Origin of the sequence: Thiomicrorhabdus sp. 6S3-12 (genome assembly GCF_017571475.1) — a bacterium.
GTDB lineage: Bacteria > Pseudomonadota > Gammaproteobacteria > Thiomicrospirales > Thiomicrospiraceae > Thiomicrorhabdus.
Genome location: NZ_JAGETW010000005.1, coordinates 131,487 through 153,460 on the forward strand (window position 1 = coordinate 131,487; position 21,974 = coordinate 153,460).

A 21,974-nucleotide genomic window follows, 5' to 3' on the forward strand; every position below is an offset into this window, starting at 1 on the left:
TAATGATGCGAAGCGTTGAATAGCGACAGATATTCAGTGCGAGAAGCAGTGTGCTTTATTCGAATTCGTGGATTCTAATTCCGTCGGCGTTCAACGATAAATATTGTGTGGCCGGGCGCCAATCGCTCAGAACATAACGCCGGTAATCGTGACCGTTGAAGTGGTGTGTATGTTGCGCCGGTTTGTGTGTATGGCCATGAATGACTGTTGCACAGCCCGGGTGGCGTTCGAGCAGTTTCTGTAGCGCGTCTTCCGTGATATCCATGATCTCTGCATTTTTGTCTTTTCCTGCCTGCATCGACTCCTGACGCATCTTCTCGCCGATTTTGATCCGTCTGCTTTTGGGAAGGTGCAGAAATAACCATTGAATCACTGGGTTACGGAAAATACGACGCATTTTCTGATAGGCGATATCGCCGGTACAGAGCTGGTCGCCATGTAGCATCAGGATTTCCTGGGCTCCGATTTGCAGTGTGTATTCATCAGGCAGCAGGCGGACGCCGCTGGTCTGTTGGAAGTGCTTACGCATCAAAAAATCGCGGTTGCCGTACTGCAGATAGAGTTCGATGCCGGAATCGCTTAGTGCTTTGAGAGCTTGTATTTCTGTCGGGTATTGCTGCAGGCCGATATCGTCGCCAAGCCAGACTTCAAACAGGTCGCCGAGAATATACAGCCGTTGTGCATGAATCGCCTTTTGCTGCAGGAAGCGCAGAAACGTTTGGTTGATAGGGTGCTGCGGCTGATTGGGTTGCAGATGGATATCAGCAATAACAAGACTGGTTTGTAGCGTTTGATTGGGCATCGGTTCGGGTATTTTTACTCATTCTGGGAAATCTTAATGTAAAAACCGATCAATAGCGAATGGGAATTATCCATTAAGGCACTGTTTACGCGAATCAAGGGCACTTGAATATATCGCTTTTTGAGACTGTTCTGAACAAACGATGCCATCTTCGTTGATTGAATAAAGTGAACAACAAAAAAGCCGGGAAAGAGCTCCCGGCTTTTTTACTTGGATCGTTTTCAAACGAGCCTGATTCACACAGGTGAATGATCGTTTAGTCTTCGATTAGTGTGGTTTTGGTGATCAGAATGTCTTCAACCGGAACGTCCTGATGACCGCGACGACTGGTGGTTTCGACCTGTGCCATCGCATCGACAACATCCATTCCGTCAACGACCTGAGCGAATACCGCGTAACCCCAGCCCTGCATATCTTTGCTGGTGTGATCCAGGAAGCTGTTGTCTTTGAGGTTAATGAAGAATTGTGTCGTCGCTGAATGCGGGTCCATGGTGCGAGCGTAGGCGACGCTGCCGCGAACGTTTTTCAAGCCGTTATCCGCTTCGTTTTCAATCGGCTCGCCGGCAGGCTTGTCTTCCATTCCCGGAAGCATTCCACCGCCCTGAACCATGAAGTTAGGAATGATGCGGTGGAAAAGCGTGCCGTTGAAGAAGCCTTCCATAACATAGTGGATAAAGTTTTCTGCTCCGATCGGCGCTTTCTCTTCATCCAGCTGAATGGTGATGTCGCCCATAGTGGTGCTGATAATGACTTTAGACATAATTAAACCTTTATAGAATTAAATCTAGAATTGAACTTATTTAATTTGACGTGCTTTGATGATCTCGACGGTTTCCGCAGGAACATCGCCCATGCCGTCTTTGAATCCGGTGCGAACGTGACTGATTTCGTTAACGATACGCATACCTTTAATGACGCGTCCAAAAACGGTATAACCCCAGGCACGCGACGATGATTTTTCGCGATGATCCAGGAAGCTGTTCTGATTGGTGTTAATGAAAAATTGTGAACTGGCTGAATGCGGGTCGTTGGTTCGTGCCATCGCCAGAGTACCGATTCGGTTACGCAGACCGTTGTCCGCTTCGTTCTGAACCGGTGCGTGCGTCGGTTTGCGGTTCATGTACTTATCGAAGCCGCCACCCTGAACCATGAAGTCTTTAATGACTCGGTGAAAGATGGTGCCGTCATAGAATTTTTCATTTACGTAGGTCAAAAAGTTTTCGACGGTTTTAGGGGCTTTTTCAGGGTAAAGTTCGACCAGAATATTGCCTTTATTGGTTTCGATTAGAACCTGAGGATTTTCCGCTGCCTGCGCTGTAAAAGCGTGGCTCAGTAGTAAGCTTAAAAAAGCGGCTTTAAGGGCTAAAAATAAACGTCTTGACATGATTCACTCCAAAAAAAATTCAGCCAGTAAGATACAATAGGCGCATTCTAACACCTGGGGCGCCGATGATTAAGACAGAATTGGTGTCCTTGGGCGCCAAGGTTGATTTTTAGTGTCGCAGATTCGCTTTTTCGGACCTTGAATAGAGTCTGACAAAGTGCTTGCGAGGCTTGCAGTTCCGACTGCGCCCGATTGAATTCCGTTTAGTTGCAATTTTCACAGGAAATCCTATGAGCTTACAGATTTTTAATACCGAAACCCGTCAAAAAGAGATCTTTAAACCGATCCATGAAAATAAAGTGGGCATCTATGTCTGCGGCGTTACGGTATACGATCTGTGTCATATCGGCCATGCCCGCGTCATGGTGGTTTTCGATACGGTGGTACGTCATCTGCGTGCTTTGGGTTATGAGGTGACTTACGTCCGCAACATTACCGATATCGACGATAAAATCATTAAACGCGCTTTGGAAAATAACGAGTCGATCCAGTCTCTGACCAGTCGCATGATTGACGAGATGCATACCGACGAATCGGCAATGAATGTTCTGCGTCCGGATATGGAACCGAAAGCAACTGAATATATGGATGAAATCCAACATATGATTCAGACCTTGATTGATAAGGGCTTTGCCTATCCGGCCAGCAATGGCGATGTCTACTTTAAGGTTAATGCTTTTGAGCGTTACGGACGTCTGTCCGGTAAAAACCTTGAAGACCTGGAAGCCGGCGCGCGTGTCGATGTTAATGAAGTCAAGCAGGACCCGATGGATTTTGTTCTGTGGAAAGCGTCCAAAGAAAATGAACCTTCGTGGGATTCAAACTGGGGCGGCGGTCGCCCGGGATGGCATATCGAATGTTCGGCGATGTCGACCAAGTGTCTGGGGAATCATTTCGATATTCACGGCGGCGGTATGGATCTGTCTTTCCCGCATCATGAAAATGAAATTGCCCAGTCGGAATGCGCCACCGGAGAGCATTACGTCAATACCTGGATGCACTGCGGTTTTGTCCGTGTGGACGATGAGAAGATGTCCAAGTCGTTGAACAACTTCTTTACCATTCGTGAAGTATTGAAACTGTACCACCCGGAAGTGATTCGTTACTTCCTGCTGGCCAGTCATTATCGCAGCCCGGTGAACTATACCGAGGAAAATCTGGAAGTTGCCAAAGCCAGTGTCGGCCGTCTGTATTCTGCATTGCAGAACGTCGAGATTGGCGCTCCACTGGCAGATTCGCAATATGAAACCGACTTTATGGCGGTAATGAATGACGACTTCAATACACCGAAAGCGATGGCGGTGCTGTTTGAACTGGCAAAAGAAGTGAATAAAACCAAGGATGCCGCTCTGGCAGGATTGCTGGTTAAACTGGCCAACCAGATCGGTCTTCTGGAAGAGGATATCGAGGCTTTCTTCAAATCCCAGCCTTCGGATTCGGAATTGGACGAGGCGCAGATTGAAGCCTTGATCGAAGAACGCAAACAAGCGCGTGCCGATAAAGACTTTGCCCGTTCCGATGAGATTCGAGATCAATTGAAAGAGCAGGGAATCGAGTTGTTGGACAGCCCTCAGGGAACTACTTGGCGAAAAATCTAACTGCTTTGTTGCTAATGCTAAACAGGGTGTAAACATTTTGTTTAGCAATTTCAATTTATTAGGACTATTGAGGAAGAATTAAAGACCCTTTAATTTATGGGTATAAAATCATTTAATTTGAGTCTGAGTTTTATTAATGCTTGACAGAATAAGTATTTGCTAATAAACTAAGCCCATTCATGTTTCTTCATGAGTATCCTCCTCTGATTATTTCTAATGAGATAAGTTATTTGAAGCCGCGGTTAGATACCGCGGCTTTTTTTTGCTCTGAATTTAACGAATAGTCGTGCTTAAGAGAGAAAGTCTCTGCGTAGCTTATTTCTGCGCCAGCTTCTTGTTTCCGATGCGCGGCATATTATCGCTCAGACGGTTGTATTTGCCGTGCAGCAAAGAGTTGAATACCGTTGTATATTCCATAACCGCCTTCACGTAATTGCGGGTTTCGGTGAAAGGAATGGCATCGACCCATTGGTCGGCTTCGATTTCCGGAAGATTTTCCGTCCATTGTCGAACTCGGTGCGGCCCGGCATTATAAGCGGCGGTCGCAAGCACCTTATTGCCGTTATATTTATCGGAAAGGTAGCGCATATAGGCGCTGCCGAGCTGAATATTGTTTTTGGCTTCAGTCAGCGCGTGCACCGAAGTGTTTTTAACCCCTATCTGTTTACCGATGTATTTGGCGGTTTTCGGCATAATCTGCATTAAACCAACCGCTCCGGCAGAAGAACGGATGGTCGGATTGAAAGCACTTTCCCTGCGGATAATTCCATAGATCCAAGCCGCTTCAATTTCATTTTTTTCGGCATTCTGCATCACTGGCGTTTTATGCGGCGTCGGAAAACGCAGATCGACCTGATCCCATTCCTTCGCCAGTGCCAGACTACGAATCGCATGCGGGTATTGTTTCCATTGATCGGCTAAAACGGCAATTGATCCCAGTTCATTGGCGTTCGCTTTCGGCAGGAAGTGATACCACTCTACCTGTGCCGTGCGGATCCAGTCGATGGCAATCAATTCTTTGATACGTTGCAGCGATGGGTATTTTTTCAACAGTACCTTGGGATCGGTTTTCTTGGTTGGTTTCGGATTGAATTTGTAGTCGGTGCCGATGCGGTCGGCGGAAAGAAACCCGTAATAGTTGCGTTTTGTCGCCAGACGACTGTAAATCTGCTTGGCGGTTGCTTTGTCACCACGAGCTTCCAGCGCGCGCGCTTTCCAATACTGCCACTGACGGTCGTTCTGTTCCGATTTCGGCATCATGTCGATGGTGTCGAGCAGGTCGATCCATTTGGATTCGCGAATGGCGATCTGTGCCTGCCAGCGCAGAGTTTCTTCGGTGCGGCTGCCGTTTTTATTAACATCCAGAAGCAGTGATTTAGCTTCGTCTTTATAACGGTAAGCGCTGCGCAGGGCGATGCGTCTTTCAAGATCGTGGTACTGGGCTCGATTCAGGCCGTATTGTTCGGCAAACCGGTCCAGCGATTGTTTGGCCTGTGTCGGGTCGGAACTGGCCAGATAACGCGTGGCCTGCATAAAGGCTTCTTTGCGAACCACTCCGCTGATTTCAAGTATGGGTTGAGTCGCCAGTTTCGGGTTTTTTACAATCTTTATCCAATGGGCGACCGCTTTACGGTCTTTTGTCGAAAGATCTTTCGATAGGGCTTCCGCCTGCTTGAATCGTTTTTTATGGATCAGCAGCGTGATGCGTTTCCAAACCATTGCGGCGGTAAACTGCTTATGGTTGCGCAGGTAGCGTTCGACGGGCTCACAAGCCTTCGGAGTCGAATTCAGACCTTGCCAGACACTTTGCGCCTGCTTGACGGCTTCGGATTTGAGTTTATCGCTGCCGTGCTTGAAGGCGGCTGTGAAGTAGTGGCATTGCAGGCTGGTACTCTGTTGTGCCTTATAGTTGGCCAGATAGGTTTTCCAGTGTTCTTTTTTAGCCAGATGTTTCAACCAGTGCGTGCGCAACTTTTCGGAAAGGTACAGATCCGGATTGTCATTGATGAAGTGGCGAATGACCCGTGGTGGTGTGTGCTCTATATTGACGCGGTAGTCGTGATAGAGGACATAAGGGTAGAGAATGTAATTTTTTAACTGTTTCTTGTATTTGGCGATGCTCTGGCGGTCGTTACGTTTGATCGCTTCATAGGCGTCAATATAAGCCTGTTGTTCGACAGTCAAGTTGCTCTCTTTGCTCTGTGCAGGCACTGGCGTTAAAAGAAACGCAAAGAGACTGACCAGCAGTACGGCGATTAAGTTGGGGGATTTGCAGTTATAAAAGGGCATAGACGTCTTGGCTTTTTGCAGGATTTAAAAAATCGACAGCCATTCTTTGTCGCGTCGATTGAATGTTAATTTTAGCAAATGCTGCAAGGTTGGCGTGGCTGAGCATAAATCATATATTTTTATGCTCACCACTAAGAGAGTTTATCTGATTGCTATCGGTTAGATATTGAAAGGAATTTTCAGGATTTGACCGGGTTGCAACATACTTTTAACCGGAAGTCGGTTGTATTGCGCCAGACTTTTAACCGACAGTTTAAACTCTTTGGCGATATCCCATAGATTATCGCCGTTTTTGACGGTGTATTTGGCGTGTTTGCTGGTTTTCGGTCCTTGCCAGATGGTGAGTTGCTCGCCGGGCTGAATAGTTTTGGCCGATTGAATACGGTTCCATTGCATCAGCTGGCTTACCGACACGCCATGATCGGAAGCGATCTTACTCAGCGTCTCACCGGATTTGACTTTATAGCTCAGCTGCTGGCCCTGAATTTTGTTTTCGACCAAAACCAATTTTTGACCGACTTTCAGAAGCGAATTTTTGGAAAGCTTGTTCCATTTAAGCAGGTCATCCGTGCTTACAGCAAAGCGTTCGGCAATTTCCGACAGCGTATCGCCACTCTGAACTCGGTAGATAAACTGGTTTTGCGGAGCGCGGTTTTTGACGTTTTCCGGTTTACGTACCTTTTGGGCGGCTGCCGGTTTGGTCGCAGTCAGGTTGCTCTGTGCCAGTTGAGTTGAAGTGCTGACAACAGGGATAAGCAGCGTTTGCCCGACGCGGATGAAGCTGCCGCGCATATTGTTGAGTTTACGAATTGCCGATACGTTCGTGCCGTAACGACTGGCGATCTTGCCTAGATAATCGCCGGATCGGACTTTGTGTTTTTGCCAGTTAACGCGGAAAAGAGCGGCATTTTGCTGGTAACTTCTATTGAAAACGTCATCTTTACCGACCGGCAGCAATAGGTGGTGCGGGCCTTGCGGAGGTGTCGCTTTACGGATATAGCCTGGGTTCAGCATGGCGAGAAGTTCCCGCGGTGTTTGGGTATTGCTGGCAACGGCGTACAGGGAGACCTGCTTATCCAGTTCGACGACGTCGAAAAACGGCTCGTTGGCAATCGGTTCAAGGGCGAGCTGATAGCGGTCATTATGTTCGATCAGGTAAGCCAGTGACAGCAATGCCGGAACATAGTTCTGGGTTTCTTTCGGCAAATATTTTTTGATCTGCCAGAAACTCGGAAGTTGCTCGCTCTGTCCATGTTTTTTCTGATAGCGCTTGATCGCCTTGAGAACATTGCCGTACCCGGCGTTATAGGAAGCCAGCGACAGCAGCCAGTCATGCGTGTTGTCGTAGTGACGCTGCAGGTAGGTCAAAGCCGCTTGAGTGCTCTGTACAACGTCCCTACGGCCGTCATACCACCAGTTTCGTTCAAGGCCGAGCATTTCCGCCGTTCCGGGCATAAACTGCCACAATCCCAGTGCTTTGCGGTGCGACTTGGCATGTGGTTGGAAGCCGCTTTCGACCATCGGCAGCAGCGCGATTTCCAACGGCATATTACGGTTTTTGACTTCTTCGACAATGTAGTACAGGTAGGGTTTGGCGCGAGCGGAGACCGAGACGATGTGTTTTTGACGCTTTTTATAGTACGAGATCGAGTGATCGAAATGGCCCTGATTGGATTCGACCAGTTTAAATTCACCCTTGAAATGATCCCAGAGGTTGTTGCTGGCCGGTTTCGCTTTCTCTTGCGCTAGATACTGCGCTTCGATCTCTTTTTTGATTTCCGGCTTGTCGCCAAGGTGAAGAATTTCGCGTTGAGCCGTCTGTTTCGCAGGTACCACAGCGGGGGGTATTTCAGGTGTCTGCGGTTTGATCAATTTCTGTTCGTAATGATCGCCGGAAGATTTGGACAGCAGCGGCAGATTACAGCCGCTAAGTTGCAGGGTTGCCAGCCCCAATCCCAATAAGCTCAGGGATTTCGTCAGCGTGTTCGGGAAAGCGAGACGAGGGAAGGTGCTTAAAGTCGTTTTTTCGGTTTTTTTCTGGGCTGTAGCGTCAAAGTGATTATTCATTTTTTTATCATGTTTAGTATTATTGTGCTCAGTCGATGGACTCAAGACCTTGATCGATGCGGTCTTTCCACTCTCTAAGGGTCGCAAAGAGCATTTCGGGCGAATCGTCGCTGCCCTGCGACTTGAGTTTTTCCTTAATCGGTGCCTGATCAAAACGCAAAAAAGGGTTGGTTTCTTTTTCCAAGCCAAGAGTCGAGACCTGTCCATTGTGTATTTGCGGGTAATGGATGTCCAGATTTTCGATGCGTTTTTTCAGGGCGGCGTTGTCCTCGTCGACATAGGCGGCGAAGCGCAAATTATCTTCGGTGTATTCGTGCGCGCAATAGAAGGCGAGATGATCGGGCAGGTCGCGGAGTTTGATCAGCGATTTGGCAAACTCTTGCGGGGTTCCGCCGAGCAGTCGTCCACAGCCGCCGGTAAACAGCGTATCGGCACAGAATAATGCATTATCGTTGTAATAGCTGATATGGTCTTCAGTGTGCCCAGGCGTGTCCAGAACCTTGAAACTCAATTCGTCACTGAGTTTGATCTCGTCACCTTCCTGAAGCCGTTTTTCAATTAATGGATTTTGCGTTTTCAGCGGACCATATACGATCGCATCGGGATAAGCTTGTTTCAATCCGGGGATGCCGTCGACATGATCAAAGTGACGGTGAGTGATTAAAATGCTTTCAAGTTGTAGTTGATGAGCTTTTAAATAGTCGAGCACTTGCGCCGATTCACCCGGATCGAAAACCCAGGCTTTGCGTTTGCTGGTATCATGAAGAACCCAAATATAATTGTCGTAAGTGCCCACCAGGGCCGGTATGCCCGCAATCTGTATCATGTCGAATCTTAGAATTTTGAATTAAGATAAGGATTTTACTGATTAATAACAGTTTTTTCTATGGGGATAATTGCGATTTAACGGCAAAAGTATTGAAATACCGCGAGAAACACGACTTAAGGTGGGTTCCATGTCAACCAGTTTTCAGCAGTTATTGAAGCGGCAATACGCCTCTTCGGGACGATGTTCGGTCTATGAGCATGAAAAACAGCTGATCGACAGCGCTTTAAATAAGCTGTTCGGTTATTTTCTATTACAGATCGGATCGATTTCACACGAGGATATGCTGCAACACAGTCGGGTCAATGCCAAGGTGTTGCTCGACTCCGTTTATCCGCCGGCATCGGTTCTGGAAAACTCGGTGCATTTCGTTCTGGCCGATTTGGATTTTCTGCCGATCGGTCACGATAAAGTGGATGTGATTTTGTTACCGCATACGCTTGAGACCGCCGAAGACCCGCACTACCTTCTACGTCAGCTGGATGCAATGCTGTTGCCAGAAGGGCATATTGTCATCACTGGCTTTAATCCAAAAGGCTGTTGGGTGTGGCGGAATAAATGGTTACACGCCGACCGACTGTTCGAGCAGGCGCACTTGTTCGCCCCGTCCAAATTAAAGGATTGGCTATCGGTTCTGGGGTATGAAATAACGCTTGAAAACTACAGTCCGATACAATGCGCATCCTGCGCCAGAAAAGAAGGCTTTTGGGGACGCGTTACCGCCGGCTTCGAGAAAGTCTTGTGCCGTTTGGGTTTTCAATTCGGCAATGTGTACTGTCTGGTTGCCAAAAAGAAAGTCGATGCACCGACGCTGGTTGGATTGAAGTGGCATATGCCACGCTGGCAATCGATTCGCGGCGGCGCTCTGAATTCGAATAAAATAGCCGGGGCGAAATGCTGTCGGCACACCAATACCGTAAAAAACAATATCAAGGAATTATCATGACACAATCCAAGCAGCCAATAGTGGAAGTCTATACCGACGGTGGTTGTCGCGGTAACCCGGGGTTGGGAGGCTGGGGGGCGCTGCTTAAATATGGCGAGCATCTTAAGGAACTTAAGGGCGCGCAAGCCGAAGCGACGAATAATCAGATGGAACTGATGGCGGCGATTCAGGCTTTCGAAGCACTGAAAAAGCCGTGTCATGTTGTTATTACCACAGACTCCCAGTATGTCAAAAACGGTATCACTACCTGGATGGCGAACTGGAAAAAGAAAAACTGGCGCACTGCGGCCAATAAACCGGTTAAAAACCAGGAACTATGGCAACGGCTGGATGCGGCAATAGCGCCGCATAAGGTGGAGTGGCACTGGGTGAAAGGCCATTCCGGCCATCCGGAAAACGAGAGAGTGGATGAGCTGGCAAATCTCGCAATGGATGAATTTGTACAGAAAAGTGCCTGAGTGGGGCGGCACTCTCCGTTACCAGTTAAGCTCCTTGCCCGATTTCTTGGCGATTTCCGCCAGTTTATCCTGATGACGCGCCAGCTCTTCGCTGCTGGCGTGAATCACCTTTAAAGGCGCACGGTCCTGTGTCTGAATGTTGATGTCCAGATTGTTGGCGATGGAGCCATTGTCACTGTCCAGTGAAAGTGCTGTCTGGCCGCCGGTCATGGCCAGATAAACGTCGGCGAGAATTTCCGAATCCAGCAAAGCTCCGTGGTAGGTACGACTCGAGTTGTCAATATAGAGGCGGCGGCACAGCGCATCCAGGTTATTGCGTTGTCCGGGATACATTTTGCTGGCCATTCTCAGACTGTCGGTAATCTGGCAGTGATCCTCGATACGCCCCCAGCGGTTGTTCGGTAACATCGACAGTTCGTGATTGATGAATCCGACATCGAAAGGCGCGTTGTGAATGATCAGTTCGGCACCTTCGACAAACTGCATAAAAGCATCCACGATTTCAGCGAATTTCGGTTCATCTTTAACGCGTTCATCGGTGATGCCGTGAACCTGAATGGCTTCGGCCGGAATGCTTCTTTCCGGGTTGATGTACTGATGGTAGTTATTTCCGGTCAGTCGTCGTTTAATCAGCTCGACCGCGCCGATTTCGATGATCCGGTCACCCTCTTCAGGGTTGAAACCGGTGGTTTCGGTATCCAGAAATATTTGCCGCATGTGTTGTCTCTTTTCAGGTTAAAATACGCCGGTTATTTTAAAGCATTCAAGCGCTTATTTGCAGCAAAGGGGATTTAATGAAAATTAAAAAGGGCAGTCGCGTCTCTTTTCATTATGAATTGAGAGATGAAGAAGGAAACCTGATTGATTCCACGTTCGATTCCGATCCGGTGATCTACATCCAGGGTGAAGGCGAGATTATTCCGGGATTGGAAGAATTTATGGAAGGCGAGGAGCCGGGGTTTGAAGCCAAGCTGACTTTGCCGCCGGAGAAAGCGTATGGACCGGTCAACGATGAATTAATCGTCTATGCCGGTCCTGATAATTTTGACGATAATGTCGAGATTGAAGTCGGTTCTAGCGTCGAAACGGAAGATCCGGACGGCAATACAGTGACTTTCCGTATTATCGAAATCGATGAAGATAAAGTCTTTCTGGACGGAAATCACCCCCTGGCTGGAAAAACGCTTAACTACAAGGTTGAGGTTCTCGAAGTCCACTGAGTTTCGAGAAGCGGAGCAAACTTTTCTTCTAAAGAAAGGGTTGGCTCCGGCGGCGTAAAATAAAAAAGGCTCTGCATAATGACAATGCAGAGCCTTTTTGCTTTAGGAGAGAGAGGATCTTCGAAGCCCTTTTAACCTGGTTCAGGTCGCGCAGGGCTTGATCAAATCTTACTCTTCGTCCAGATTACCGCATTTCAGGTTACCCGGAACTGCAATGTCGATGCGACGCGGACGCGGAAGGTTCAGGTTATCCATGATCGTCGAGAAATCCTGATAGGATTTGCCTTCGCCGGCGCGAACATTGTATTTCTTCTCTTCACCGATTGTGGACTGGGTAAAGCCTTTGTAATCGTGGCCAGGGAAAACCATGGTGTCTTCCGGAAGGCTGAACAGTTTGTTGGTCAGAGAGTTATACATCTCTTCATTGCTTCCCAGTTGGAAGTCAGTACGACCGCAGTCGCGCACCAGTAGAGTGTCGCCGGTGAAAGCGGCACCGTCAATCAGATAGGTGATGTCGGTATTGGTGTGGCCAGGTGTATGTAGAATACGGATTTCCTGTTCACCCAGTTTGAAAACATCGCCTTCTTCGGCAAGGATGTCGGCGCACTGAGATTCGGAATTTTTGTGGACGACAATTTCCGCCCCGGTACGTTTACGCAAAGGCCCTGCACCGGTAATGTGGTCTGCGTGGATGTGCGTTTCCATCAGGTATTTTACGTTTAATCCAAGCTCTTCGATATGTTGCATGTCGCGTTCGACCTGCTCGATTACCGTGTCGATAACCGCCGCTTCTTTGGTTTCTTCGTCCCACAACAGATAGGTGTAGGTCCAAGTGTCATAATCAAATAATTGGCGAATTTTCATAGTTTCGGAGCCTTTTTTTTGAGTTTGGTATAATGCCGGTTTCTTGAAATATGCAGTACAAATAACTTGAAACCGTCCTGACTGTCACCCAAACAATTTTTTGTATATCTCAATGCCTTAAAAAAATTTTGGGCTTGTCATAAATTTAGCTAATAAGCATATTAGAATTTACTAATTATTATGCGGATTAAAATGCAGTAGTCAACCTATGTTATTGAATTTACCTAACAAAAAAGAAGAGTTAATTGATCTTATCAATCAAAGGACGCTGCTTGCAGATAGACATAAATTGCTCAGGGCGCTTAAAGATCAGCCCGAATCCATTGATAATCCTGAAAAAGTTTGTGGATCGGGATGGATTAACCGATTAAAAAAATCTATTGAAAAAGTCGAAGAAAAATTAAAAAAATTTCCGGAAATTTCTTATCCGGACAATTTACCCGTTTCTGCCAGAAAAGATGAACTGGTCGATTTAATCAAAAATCATCAGGTCGTGGTGATTGCCGGGGAAACCGGTTCCGGGAAAACCACGCAGATTCCCAAAATCTGTCTCGAGGCCGGTCAAGGGGTTTTCGGGAAAATCGGCTGTACACAGCCGCGACGTCTTGCGGCGCGCAGTGTTGCCGAACGGATTGCGGAAGAACTAGGATCGCATATCGGTGATCTGGTCGGTTATCAGGTGCGCTTTTTGGATCAGGTCAAAGAACAGAGTCTGCTGAAGGTGATGACCGACGGGATCCTGCTGGCCGAGGTACAGAATGACCCGTACCTGAATCGCTACGACACGATTATTATTGATGAGGCGCACGAGCGCAGTATTAATATCGACTTTCTGTTGGGGATTCTCAAGCAGCTGATTCAGAAACGTAAGGATCTTAAGGTTGTCATTACCTCGGCGACGATTAATACCGAACGTTTCGCCGATCATTTTACCGTCGGGGGCAAACGCCCGCCGATCGTCGAAGTGTCGGGGCGAACATATCCGGTGGAAGTCCGCTATCGTCCGTTGGTGTCCTATGAGGACGATGCCGGAAACGAGATCGAGCAGGACATGGGCACGGCGATTGCCGATGCGGTCGAGGAACTGGGGCACGAAGACCCGTTTGGCGATATTCTGGTGTTTCAGGTTGGTGAACGAGACATCAAGGAAACTGCTGAAATTTTACGTAAACGAAGCTTGAAAAATACTGAAATCGTTCCGCTGTATGCACGACTTTCCATGGCCGAACAGAATAAGGTCTTCCAGACTTCGCAGAAACGACGCATTATCTTGAGTACCAACGTTGCCGAGACGTCTTTGACGGTTCCGGGGATTAAATATGTGATTGATCCGGGGCAGGTTCGAATCAGTCGTTATAGTGTGCGTTCCAAGGTACAGCGCCTGCCGGTCGAAAAAATTTCCCAGGCATCCGCTAACCAGAGAAAAGGGCGTTGCGGTCGTGTCAGCGAAGGGATCTGTATTCGTTTGTATGATGAAGAAGATTTTCGCAGCCGACCGGAGTTTACCGATCCGGAGATCCATCGTACTTCACTGGCGTCGATTATTCTGACAATGGCGCAACTGCGTCTCGGATCGGTGAAGAATTTTCCTTTTATCGAGCCGCCGAACGATAAAGCGGTCAATGACGGTTATCGTCAGCTGTTCGAATTGGGCGCTTTGGATGAAAAGCGCCGCCTGACGGATGAGGGGCGTAAAATCGCCAAGTTGCCGATTGATCCGTCCGTGGCCAAGATGGTGATGGAAGCGGAAAAAAACGGTGTGCTGGCCGAGGTGATTATTATCGCCAGTGCTTTGAGCATTCAGGATCCGCGCGATATAAACGAAGCCAATATGCAGGCGGCCAGGCAGGCACATAAACGCTGGGAAGACGAGCGTTCCGATTTCCTTTTTTTCCTGAACTTGTGGCGCTTCTACGAACATCAACGACGTCATCTGTCGCAGAGCAAACTGCGCAAACTGTGTAAAACCAATTTTCTTTCCTACCTGAGAATGAAAGAGTGGCACGAACTGGCAATGCAGCTCGAGCAGAGTCTCAAACGCATCGGGCTTAAGATCGGCGAGTTGCACCTGTATGAAGAAGTAAAAAAAGGCAATGAAGTCGTCGAACGTCTCAGTGATCTGCACTCGATTGCAATCCACCGTTCATTAATGGCCGGCTTGCTCGGTAATATCTCGACTCGTGATGAAGACAAGTCCTATCTCGGGGCGCGAAACACCAAGCTGTTTATCCACCCGAGTTCCGTTCTCTTTAAACGCCGTCCGAAATGGATGTTGTCGGCCGAGCTGGTGGAAACCTCGAAACTGTTCGCGCGCACCAATGCCGAAATTGACGTGCGTTGGGTTGAAAGCCTTGCCAAGCATCTGATCAAACAGAGCTATGCCGATCCGCATTGGCAGAAAAAAGCCGGGCAGGTCGGGGCCTACGAGTCGATCACTTTGTTCGGTCTACCGATTATTAATCGCCGCCATTGCAATTACGGTCCGATCAACCCGAAAGAAGCGCACAAAATATTTTTGCGACATGCTCTGGTCGAAGGCGAACTTTTCTCGAAGGTCGAGTTTTTTGTACACAACCAGAATCTCGTTGCAGAGATCGAGAAGATGGAGTCCAAGCTGCGTCGCCCGGAGTTACTGGTAGATGACGAACAGATTTATCAGTTTTATGCTGAACGCATTCCAAGTCATATTTACAGTAAGCCGGCTTTTGAAAAATGGGTCCGTAAAGTCGAGAAGAGCGATCCGCAGCGCTTGAAAGATCTCTTTCTCGATAAAGATCAGTTAATGAAGCAGCAGGCGGATGAGCGTCTGCAGTTCGAATTTCCCGATCAGATGGCCTTGCCGAATAATATCCGCATTGATGTCGACTACCATTTCGAACCTGGTAAAAAGCAGGATGGGGTCGTTTTTAAATTACCTTTGGGCAAGTTGAATCTATTCCTGGCGGAGGAATTTGAGTGGTTGACCCCTGGCTTGCTGAAAGAGAAAGTCGCTTTTTATATCAAGGCTTTGCCAAAGAATCTTCGCAAGCAGTTTATTCCCGCGCCGCAATATGCCGATTTGGTTCTGCAGGAGATGTCGCCGCAACGTATGGAGCAGGGGAAACCGGTCACGTTTTTAGCGCAACTGGTGTGGGCGTTGAATCGCCGCGGGACGCTAAAGGTGAAAAGTGAGGACTTCGATGCACTTGAACTGCCGGATCATTTAAAACCGTATTTTATTCTGCAGGATCGCAAAGGCAAGAAGCTGGCAGAAGGCGATGATCTGCAACAGTTGAAAGAAGGTTATCAGCATCTGGTCGAAGCGCAGATCGAACGTCATCAGGCGAAACAGGATTCACAGGTTCGTATTGTCGAGCACTGGGATTTCGGCGATCTTGAGCCGAGTCAAACGATTAAGGAAGGTGGGGTGCAGATGACGGCTTACCCGGCGTTGCAGTCGGTTGACGGCGAGATAACCTTGAAGCTCTTCGGTGAACAGGCGCAGGCTCTGAAAGAACACCGTTTAGCCGTGCTGGCGCTCCTGCGGCGCGAGCTGAATGATAAAGATAAGTATCTGCAGAAAAAGCTGCCGTTGCAGAAGGCGTGCCTGTGTTACGCACCTTATGGAACCTGTGTTGATTTAACCGAGGAAATCATTCATCGGGCTTTGCTCGATCTGGTGCCGTCGGCGGAAAAAATCCGTACGCAGACGCTGTATGAAGAGACCTTGGAACGGGTTCGTTCGCATTGGGTCGAGCAAGCGCAAGGGCTGGCGAAACTGGTTACGCAGATTCTGACAGAGCATCAGAAAATCGCCAAGCAAGTCAGAGGAACCATTAATCCGCGCTGGCTGGCTTCACTTGCCGATATAAGAACCCAGTTGGATAGTCTGATTTCATCCGGTTTTGTACTTAAAACGCCGCCAAAGTGGTTCCAGCAACTGCCGCGTTATTTGCAGGCGTTGCAGAAACGACTTGAAAAAATCGATCAGGATCCCAGTAAAGATCAGCAGGCGATTCGCAAAATCGCGCCTTTGCTGGAAACCTATCGGACTTTGGCGGAAGACCCTGTGTATGCCGAGCATGCGGAGCTGACTGAAATTCGCTGGTTACTGGAAGAATTGAGGATTTCACTGTTTTCCCAGCCGTTGAAAACCATAGAGCCGGTTTCGATTCAGCGCTTGGAGAAACGCCTCAAAGCATTATGATGTTGCGGACTGTGATTGAAGCAGGTTCCAGTTTCTTGTCAGACTTTGCCGGGTGGACTGAGCGAGAATGAATTCAGGCTTCTAATTAAGGCGGCGGGTAATGATTGTCATAGTCGCTCTGCTTGGTTATAGTGGCATCTCTACCGGATTTAAATAACTTCGCCTGTGGCGGTAAAGGTTGATTGATATGTATACAAAAACATCTCTAATTTCAAAAAAGTTCCTGGCTCTATTGATGATGGCGGGCGCATTGAGTTTAACGGCCTGCTCAGATAGTTCGGATGGCAGTGCCGAGGAAGCGGCGGCGCCGAAAGAGTCTACTCAGATGACGAACGCCATGGATGTCAAACAGCCTGAGCCGTCGGCTGAAACGAAAGCGCCTCTGGCAGAAGAAAGCGATATGCCTAAAGTTGTCGAAGCGGCAAAAGAGGCTGCTGAGCAAGAAGTGGCCGCACAAGTTGAAAAGGCCAGCGAGCAAGTCAAAGAGGTTGTGAGTGCTCCTGCTCCAGCACCTGAACCGGCCGCTGTTTCCGGTGATAAAGTTTATGCGACCTGCGTCGGCTGTCACGGAGCTCAGGGTGAAGGCGGCGTCGGACCTAAGCTAGCGGGTCAGGCTGTGGACGCTATTGTCGACAAGTTGCAACGCTATAAGGCAGGCGAGCAGGTCGGTCCTTTGACAGGTATGATGGCACCGATGGCTTCGGGTCTTTCCGATGCGGATATGCAGGCAGTCGCCGAGTACGTCAATCAGCTGTAACTGCCCGCGTCTGGATAATCTCGAAGCGGCTGTTGATTGTTTGGCAAATCCGAGATGAATGCCGGTTTGCCGAGTTAATTATGTAAAGCACCTGACCTTACAATCAGGTGCTTTTTAAATAAGGGGATGTAGATGAATAAAAGTGCTCTATTACTGGCGAGTTGTTTACTGTTCTCACCTGTGATCGCGCAGGCTGACTGGTGGCAGGATACCAAAGAAGCTGCGAGTGATGCTTGGACAACAAGCAAGGAAAAGGTGTCGGAGTGGACTCAGGATGCAAAAGAGTCAGAGACCATGCAGTCGGTTAAGGAAGGCGCAAAGGGTGTGGTTGATACCGTAAGCGATAAGCAGACTTATGTGAATGCCTGGGAATCGACTAAAGAAGCTGCCTCCGGAGCTGCCGATACGGTAACCGACGCGTTTCATAAGGTGCATGAAGAGAACGTGCATGATGAAATCGGACCGGAAAAATAGTCCGATTAAAAGGTGACTCTATGAAGAAAATTTTCGCAAAACTCTTGCTGCTCACCTCACTGGCTGCAACTCCTTTCTTTATCGGAGGTTGTGACAAGGTGGCCAACAGTGCCAAAAATCTGCAGTCGGATTGGGTTGGTCTGGATCGTCGCATTGAGATTTACAGCTGTATGAGCGGTAAACTGCTGAAAGTGTTTGAAGGTGATGTAAGAATTAATCCGGAAGATACCTTGGGAACTTCATTGCTCGTCGACGGTAAGAAGGTGAATACCAATATGTGTTACATCATCACCGAAAAAGGGACTAAGGCGCAAATATTGCCGCAATAGACGCGTAAATTTGCTAAGATGCGTTAATTCAAAAATGCCCGGTCCAACACTAATTGTCTACGTCGGGTTTGAGAGCGATTTTCAAATTAATGAACACTAAAATGGCATCTACTCCTTCAAAAAATCTGAGACGCGGTATCGGGTCTCTTTCCCTGCTTGTCGTCGTCTCGTTTTTGGCGTCCGGCTGTTCGCTTCAAAGTGGCGCCGCGAAAATCGAACAGGGGCTATCGGCAATCGGTCATTCGCTTCAAAAACTGGAAGAGGATGTTCACAGCAAGCAGTTAGCGGAAAACGAATATCTGATCTGGCAGTCTTCGCACGAGAGTTTCAAATCTTTTGATTCCTCGCATTTTCGGATGGTAGCCAAGCAGGTTTGTCCGATCGGTTATGTCCCGCTGTCCCGTCAGGCGAGAAAAGACGGCGAGCTGGCGGTATCCGATGCATTATGCGACGGTGAGTGTGGTTATACGCTGGAGTGGCATATCCGTTGTCAGGATGTACCTGAAGAGCCATTCAGTTTGTTTGGAAAAACCTGATCGGGTCTCCCGAATCGGTCAAAGCGCTTAGAGATTGAGGTTTTACAACCGATCCGGGCGCTTTTTTTTTGTCTGCGGGTTTTATATAAATTCTTATTGATGGAAAACAAAAAAATGAGTGAAGTGAAGTCACCTTTACCGACTGTCAAAGAAGACAGCGAAATCAGTCTGAGTTTTAAATTGGAGTTGCTGGACGGCACATTGATTGAAGAGGCGAGTAAAGAGGCCCCGATGCGTTTCAAACTGGGTCAAGGCGAGTTTCTGGATAAGATTGAAGAGTTATTGGTCGGATTGGAACTGGGTACCACGGCAAAACTGACATTGTCGCCGGATCGTGCTTTCGGTCGTTCCAACCCGGATAATATCCATAAAATGCCGCGGGAAAGTTTTTCCGCCGATCTTCCGCCCGAGGAAGGATTGGTGATCGGCTTTAATACGCCTACCGGACAGGAGATTCCCGGCACCATTCTGGAGGTGAACGAGGAAACGGTTACGGTTGACTTCAATCACCCTCTGGCCGATACCGATGTCCGTTTTACAGCAACCATCGAGGCGATACACGACTAGCGATCAGATAGCTGTTCAGTCGTTTTCGTATTGACGAAGATGTTTCTCACCGCAGAAGCATTTTCCGTCACGGCAGATCGCGTCTTTTTCTGGCAGATAGGTGTGACATACCTCGCATGAAATCATTTTCTGCTTCGTGTCTTTGCTGTTTTGTTCCTGTTGTTCTTTAGCGAATCGACGCTCCTGACGACCACGGATAATGGTCATAACCAGCAGAAAAACGATAATGACGATTAAAAAAAGAAATATAGCGCGCAAAAGATTCCCCAAAATGTGTTTTTGAATTACGCCTATTCTACCATTCTCGGAGACGGGCAAATTCGAGTATGGGAATTTTGTTGCGGAATCCATGGCGCGACAGAGTAAATACGCCTTTAAAAGGCGCTTAACAGCGGATTGGTGGATGCAAAATGCCGCTAAAAATCTTACAATAATCGGCAATTTTTGAATTGCTCCCGGTCATGTCTGGGAATTTTGGAGAAGAGAATTAATGAACCTACATGAGTATCAGGCCAAGGCGCTCTTCGCGCAGTATGGCATAGGCATCCCGAAAGGGGAGTTGATTGAAGACCTTACGCAGCTGGATGCGGCTATGCAGAAAGTCGGTTCTCAGGCATGGGTGGTCAAGGCACAGATTCACGCCGGTGCTCGTGGTAAGGCTGGTGGGGTTAAGCTGGTCAAAACGGCAGAGGAAGCCAGAGAAGTTGCAGCAACGCTGCTGGGCTCTAAGCTGGCAACGATTCAGACAGCCGGTAAAGAACTGCCGATCAACAGCTTGCTGATTGAAGAAACCTTGGATATCGAAGAAGAGCTGTATCTCAGTCTTCTGGTCGATCGTGTCGAACGCAAACATACGTTTGTCATTTCTGCGGCCGGCGGTATGGATATAGAAGAAGTGGCCGCAACTTCTCCAGAGAAAATTTTCACTGTCCACATCGATCCGACCGTCGGCGTTATGCCGTATCAGTGTCGTGAAGTCGGTTTCGCTCTGGGATTGACCGGTGATGCCTTTAAACAGCTCGGACAGTTGATGAATAAGTTCTACCAGCTGGCATTGGACAAAGATGTTTCCCAGTTGGAGATTAACCCTTTGATCCGTACGGCAGAGAATAATCTGGTCGCGCTGGATGCGAAAGTGAATATAGATTCCAACGCTCTGTACCGCCAGCCGGATCTGGTAGCGATGCGCGATTTCTCTCAGGAAGACGAGCGTGAAGCCAAAGCTTCGGAGCACCAGCTGAATTATATCGCGCTGGATGGTGATATCGGCTGTATGGTCAATGGTGCCGGTCTGGCGATGGCAACCATGGATTTGATCAAACTGAATGGCGGCTCGCCTGCAAACTTTCTCGATGTCGGGGGCGGGGCCACGCCTGAGCGTGTTGCAGAAGCCTTTAAACTGATTCTGTCTTCGAAAGAGGTCAAGTCGATTCTGGTGAATATTTTCGGTGGTATCGTACGTTGTGATCTGATTGCCGATGGGATTATTCAGGCGGTACAGGAAGTCGGTTTGGAAATTCCTGTGGTGGTCCGTTTGGAAGGAACCAATGTTGAGCTGGGTAAAGAGAAGCTGGCGCAAAGCGGTCTGAGTATTGTCAGTGCCGACGGTCTGGCGGATGCAGCGAAGAAAGTGGTTGAACTGGCAAAATAAGGCAGAGCGGAAAAGATGAGTATTTTAATTAATAAAGACACCAAAGTTATTTGTCAGGGGTTCACCGGTAAACAGGGGACTTTCCACTCGGAACAGGCGATCGCTTACGGAACCAAAATGGTCGGTGGCGTGACGCCGGGAAAAGGCGGTCAGACCCACCTTGGTCTGCCGGTTTTCAACACGGTTCGCGAAGCGGTAGAACAGGCCGGTGCTGAAGCGTCTATGATCTATGTGCCGCCGGCATTTGCTGCGGATTCGATTATCGAGGCGATCGACGCCGGGATTAAGGTGATTACCTGTATTACCGAGGGAATTCCGGTTGCGGACATGCTGAAGGTTCGTGCGGTGCTGGAAAAATCCGATGCCTATCTGATCGGTCCGAACTGCCCGGGTCTGATTACTCCGGCCGACAATGGCGATGGCTGTAAAATCGGTATTATGCCGGGTCATATTCACCAGCCAGGAAAAATCGGCATTGTTTCGCGCTCGGGAACGCTGACTTATGAAGCGGTTCACCAAACAACGACTAACGGACTGGGTCAATCGACCTGCGTCGGTATCGGGGGCGATCCGATTCAGGGGATGAATTTCATCGACTGCCTGCGTCTGTTCCAGGACGACCCGCAGACGGAAGGGATTATCATGGTCGGTGAAATCGGCGGTCAGGCCGAAGAAGATGCTGCCGAGTATATCGCAGCCAACGTAACAAAGCCGGTAGTGGCTTATATTGCCGGTGTTACCGCGCCTCCAGGTAAACGCATGGGGCATGCGGGAGCGATTGTCTCCGGTGGCAAGGGAACGGCGGAAGCAAAATTTGCCGCCTTACGCGCAGCCAATGTGACGGTTGTCGATTCGCCGGCTGATTTGGGCGCGGCGATGCTGAAACATTTCCAGTGATTTGATTTCTGTGCGGCCAATTTTAGTGGCCGCACAGAAATTACGGCAGACGCCGAGCGTTCCTGAGCTGGTACGCTGAATCCATATTTTCCTCCCGACCCTGTCTCGAACGGCAGAGTCGGA

At 48.6% G+C, this 21,974-nt stretch carries 21 protein-coding genes; 12 read left to right on the forward strand and 9 right to left on the reverse strand.

Translation table 11 applies throughout. From position 1 onward, the window contains the following. Positions 1 to 55 precede the first annotated feature (55 nt). The 3 genes from J3999_RS07410 to J3999_RS07420 form a co-directional block, all read right to left on the reverse strand. Positions 56 to 802: a UDP-2,3-diacylglucosamine diphosphatase gene (locus tag J3999_RS07410; RefSeq protein ID WP_208127274.1), complete on the reverse strand. Its 747-nt coding sequence runs from the start codon at positions 800 to 802 to the stop codon at positions 56 to 58. Positions 803 to 1,058: 256 nt separating this feature from the next. Further along, positions 1,059 to 1,562 (reverse strand): peptidylprolyl isomerase, encoded by a 504-nt coding sequence (locus J3999_RS07415; RefSeq protein ID WP_208127275.1) that lies wholly within the window; start codon positions 1,560 to 1,562, stop codon positions 1,059 to 1,061. Between the two features lie 36 nt (positions 1,563 to 1,598). Further along, entirely contained in the window at positions 1,599 to 2,186 is a 588-nt protein-coding gene (locus J3999_RS07420) for a peptidylprolyl isomerase (RefSeq protein ID WP_208127276.1), read from the reverse strand. Between the two features lie 230 nt (positions 2,187 to 2,416). Here J3999_RS07420 and cysS point away from each other — a divergent pair, with 230 nt between their 5' ends. Continuing rightward, positions 2,417 to 3,784 carry a cysteine--tRNA ligase gene (gene cysS, locus J3999_RS07425; protein ID WP_208127277.1) on the forward strand — a complete coding sequence of 456 codons (1,368 nt, stop codon included), beginning with the start codon at positions 2,417 to 2,419 and terminating at the stop codon, positions 3,782 to 3,784. Between the two features lie 315 nt (positions 3,785 to 4,099). Here cysS and J3999_RS07430 read toward each other — a convergent pair whose 3' ends face one another. The 3 genes from J3999_RS07430 to gloB form a co-directional block, all read right to left on the reverse strand. Continuing rightward, positions 4,100 to 5,968 carry a transglycosylase SLT domain-containing protein gene (locus J3999_RS07430; protein WP_208127278.1) on the reverse strand — a complete coding sequence of 623 codons (1,869 nt, stop codon included), beginning with the start codon at positions 5,966 to 5,968 and terminating at the stop codon, positions 4,100 to 4,102. A gap of 264 nt (positions 5,969 to 6,232) precedes the next feature. Beyond that, entirely contained in the window at positions 6,233 to 8,140 is a 1,908-nt protein-coding gene (locus J3999_RS07435; RefSeq protein WP_208127279.1) for a LysM peptidoglycan-binding domain-containing protein, read from the reverse strand. Positions 8,141 to 8,168: 28 nt separating this feature from the next. Further along, on the reverse strand, positions 8,169 to 8,966 hold the full coding sequence (gene gloB, locus J3999_RS07440; protein WP_208127280.1) for a hydroxyacylglutathione hydrolase: 798 nt from the start codon (positions 8,964 to 8,966) through the stop codon (positions 8,169 to 8,171). A gap of 130 nt (positions 8,967 to 9,096) precedes the next feature. On the opposite strand from gloB, the gene J3999_RS07445 reads away from it, so the two are divergent. Continuing rightward, positions 9,097 to 9,912 (forward strand): bifunctional 2-polyprenyl-6-hydroxyphenol methylase/3-demethylubiquinol 3-O-methyltransferase UbiG, encoded by an 816-nt coding sequence (locus J3999_RS07445; protein ID WP_208127281.1) that lies wholly within the window; start codon positions 9,097 to 9,099, stop codon positions 9,910 to 9,912. Continuing rightward, positions 9,909 to 10,370, forward strand: a complete 462-nt coding sequence (gene rnhA, locus J3999_RS07450; RefSeq protein WP_208127282.1) for a ribonuclease HI — start codon at positions 9,909 to 9,911, stop codon at positions 10,368 to 10,370. The genes J3999_RS07445 and rnhA overlap by 4 nt, the downstream gene beginning before the upstream one ends. A gap of 18 nt (positions 10,371 to 10,388) precedes the next feature. On the opposite strand, the gene dnaQ is transcribed toward rnhA, so the two are convergent. Next, the gene (dnaQ, locus tag J3999_RS07455) at positions 10,389 to 11,087 is read right to left on the reverse strand and encodes a DNA polymerase III subunit epsilon (protein ID WP_208127283.1); all 699 of its coding nucleotides are present in this window, start codon (positions 11,085 to 11,087) and stop codon (positions 10,389 to 10,391) included. A 77-nt stretch (positions 11,088 to 11,164) separates the two neighbouring features. Here dnaQ and J3999_RS07460 point away from each other — a divergent pair, with 77 nt between their 5' ends. Continuing rightward, positions 11,165 to 11,590 (forward strand): peptidylprolyl isomerase, encoded by a 426-nt coding sequence (locus J3999_RS07460; protein ID WP_208127284.1) that lies wholly within the window; start codon positions 11,165 to 11,167, stop codon positions 11,588 to 11,590. 168 nt (positions 11,591 to 11,758) lie between these two features. On the opposite strand, the gene J3999_RS07465 is transcribed toward J3999_RS07460, so the two are convergent. Next, positions 11,759 to 12,454, reverse strand: a complete 696-nt coding sequence (locus tag J3999_RS07465; protein WP_208127285.1) for an MBL fold metallo-hydrolase — start codon at positions 12,452 to 12,454, stop codon at positions 11,759 to 11,761. 208 nt (positions 12,455 to 12,662) lie between these two features. Between J3999_RS07465 and hrpA the strand changes: the two genes are divergently transcribed. The 6 genes from hrpA (at position 12,663) to J3999_RS07495 (ending at position 19,303) form a co-directional block, all read left to right on the forward strand. Continuing rightward, the gene (hrpA, locus tag J3999_RS07470) at positions 12,663 to 16,640 is read left to right on the forward strand and encodes an ATP-dependent RNA helicase HrpA (RefSeq protein WP_208127286.1); all 3,978 of its coding nucleotides are present in this window, start codon (positions 12,663 to 12,665) and stop codon (positions 16,638 to 16,640) included. A gap of 187 nt (positions 16,641 to 16,827) precedes the next feature. Continuing rightward, the gene (locus J3999_RS11885; protein WP_243755369.1) at positions 16,828 to 17,397 is read left to right on the forward strand and encodes a c-type cytochrome; all 570 of its coding nucleotides are present in this window, start codon (positions 16,828 to 16,830) and stop codon (positions 17,395 to 17,397) included. Positions 17,398 to 17,529: 132 nt separating this feature from the next. Further along, on the forward strand, positions 17,530 to 17,871 hold the full coding sequence (locus J3999_RS07480; RefSeq protein ID WP_208127287.1) for a hypothetical protein: 342 nt from the start codon (positions 17,530 to 17,532) through the stop codon (positions 17,869 to 17,871). Positions 17,872 to 17,891: 20 nt separating this feature from the next. After that, positions 17,892 to 18,200, forward strand: a complete 309-nt coding sequence (locus tag J3999_RS07485) for a hypothetical protein (RefSeq protein ID WP_243755371.1) — start codon at positions 17,892 to 17,894, stop codon at positions 18,198 to 18,200. 101 nt (positions 18,201 to 18,301) lie between these two features. After that, positions 18,302 to 18,736 carry a hypothetical protein gene (locus tag J3999_RS07490; RefSeq protein WP_208127288.1) on the forward strand — a complete coding sequence of 145 codons (435 nt, stop codon included), beginning with the start codon at positions 18,302 to 18,304 and terminating at the stop codon, positions 18,734 to 18,736. 114 nt (positions 18,737 to 18,850) lie between these two features. Continuing rightward, positions 18,851 to 19,303: a peptidylprolyl isomerase gene (locus tag J3999_RS07495; RefSeq protein WP_208127289.1), complete on the forward strand. Its 453-nt coding sequence runs from the start codon at positions 18,851 to 18,853 to the stop codon at positions 19,301 to 19,303. Positions 19,304 to 19,318: 15 nt separating this feature from the next. On the opposite strand, the gene J3999_RS07500 is transcribed toward J3999_RS07495, so the two are convergent. Further along, the gene (locus J3999_RS07500; RefSeq protein WP_208127290.1) at positions 19,319 to 19,561 is read right to left on the reverse strand and encodes a PP0621 family protein; all 243 of its coding nucleotides are present in this window, start codon (positions 19,559 to 19,561) and stop codon (positions 19,319 to 19,321) included. Positions 19,562 to 19,793: 232 nt separating this feature from the next. Between J3999_RS07500 and sucC the strand changes: the two genes are divergently transcribed. Beyond that, positions 19,794 to 20,954: an ADP-forming succinate--CoA ligase subunit beta gene (gene sucC, locus J3999_RS07505; protein ID WP_208127291.1), complete on the forward strand. Its 1,161-nt coding sequence runs from the start codon at positions 19,794 to 19,796 to the stop codon at positions 20,952 to 20,954. Between the two features lie 15 nt (positions 20,955 to 20,969). Next, positions 20,970 to 21,851: a succinate--CoA ligase subunit alpha gene (gene sucD, locus J3999_RS07510; RefSeq protein WP_208127292.1), complete on the forward strand. Its 882-nt coding sequence runs from the start codon at positions 20,970 to 20,972 to the stop codon at positions 21,849 to 21,851. Positions 21,852 to 21,974: the final 123 nt, after the last annotated feature.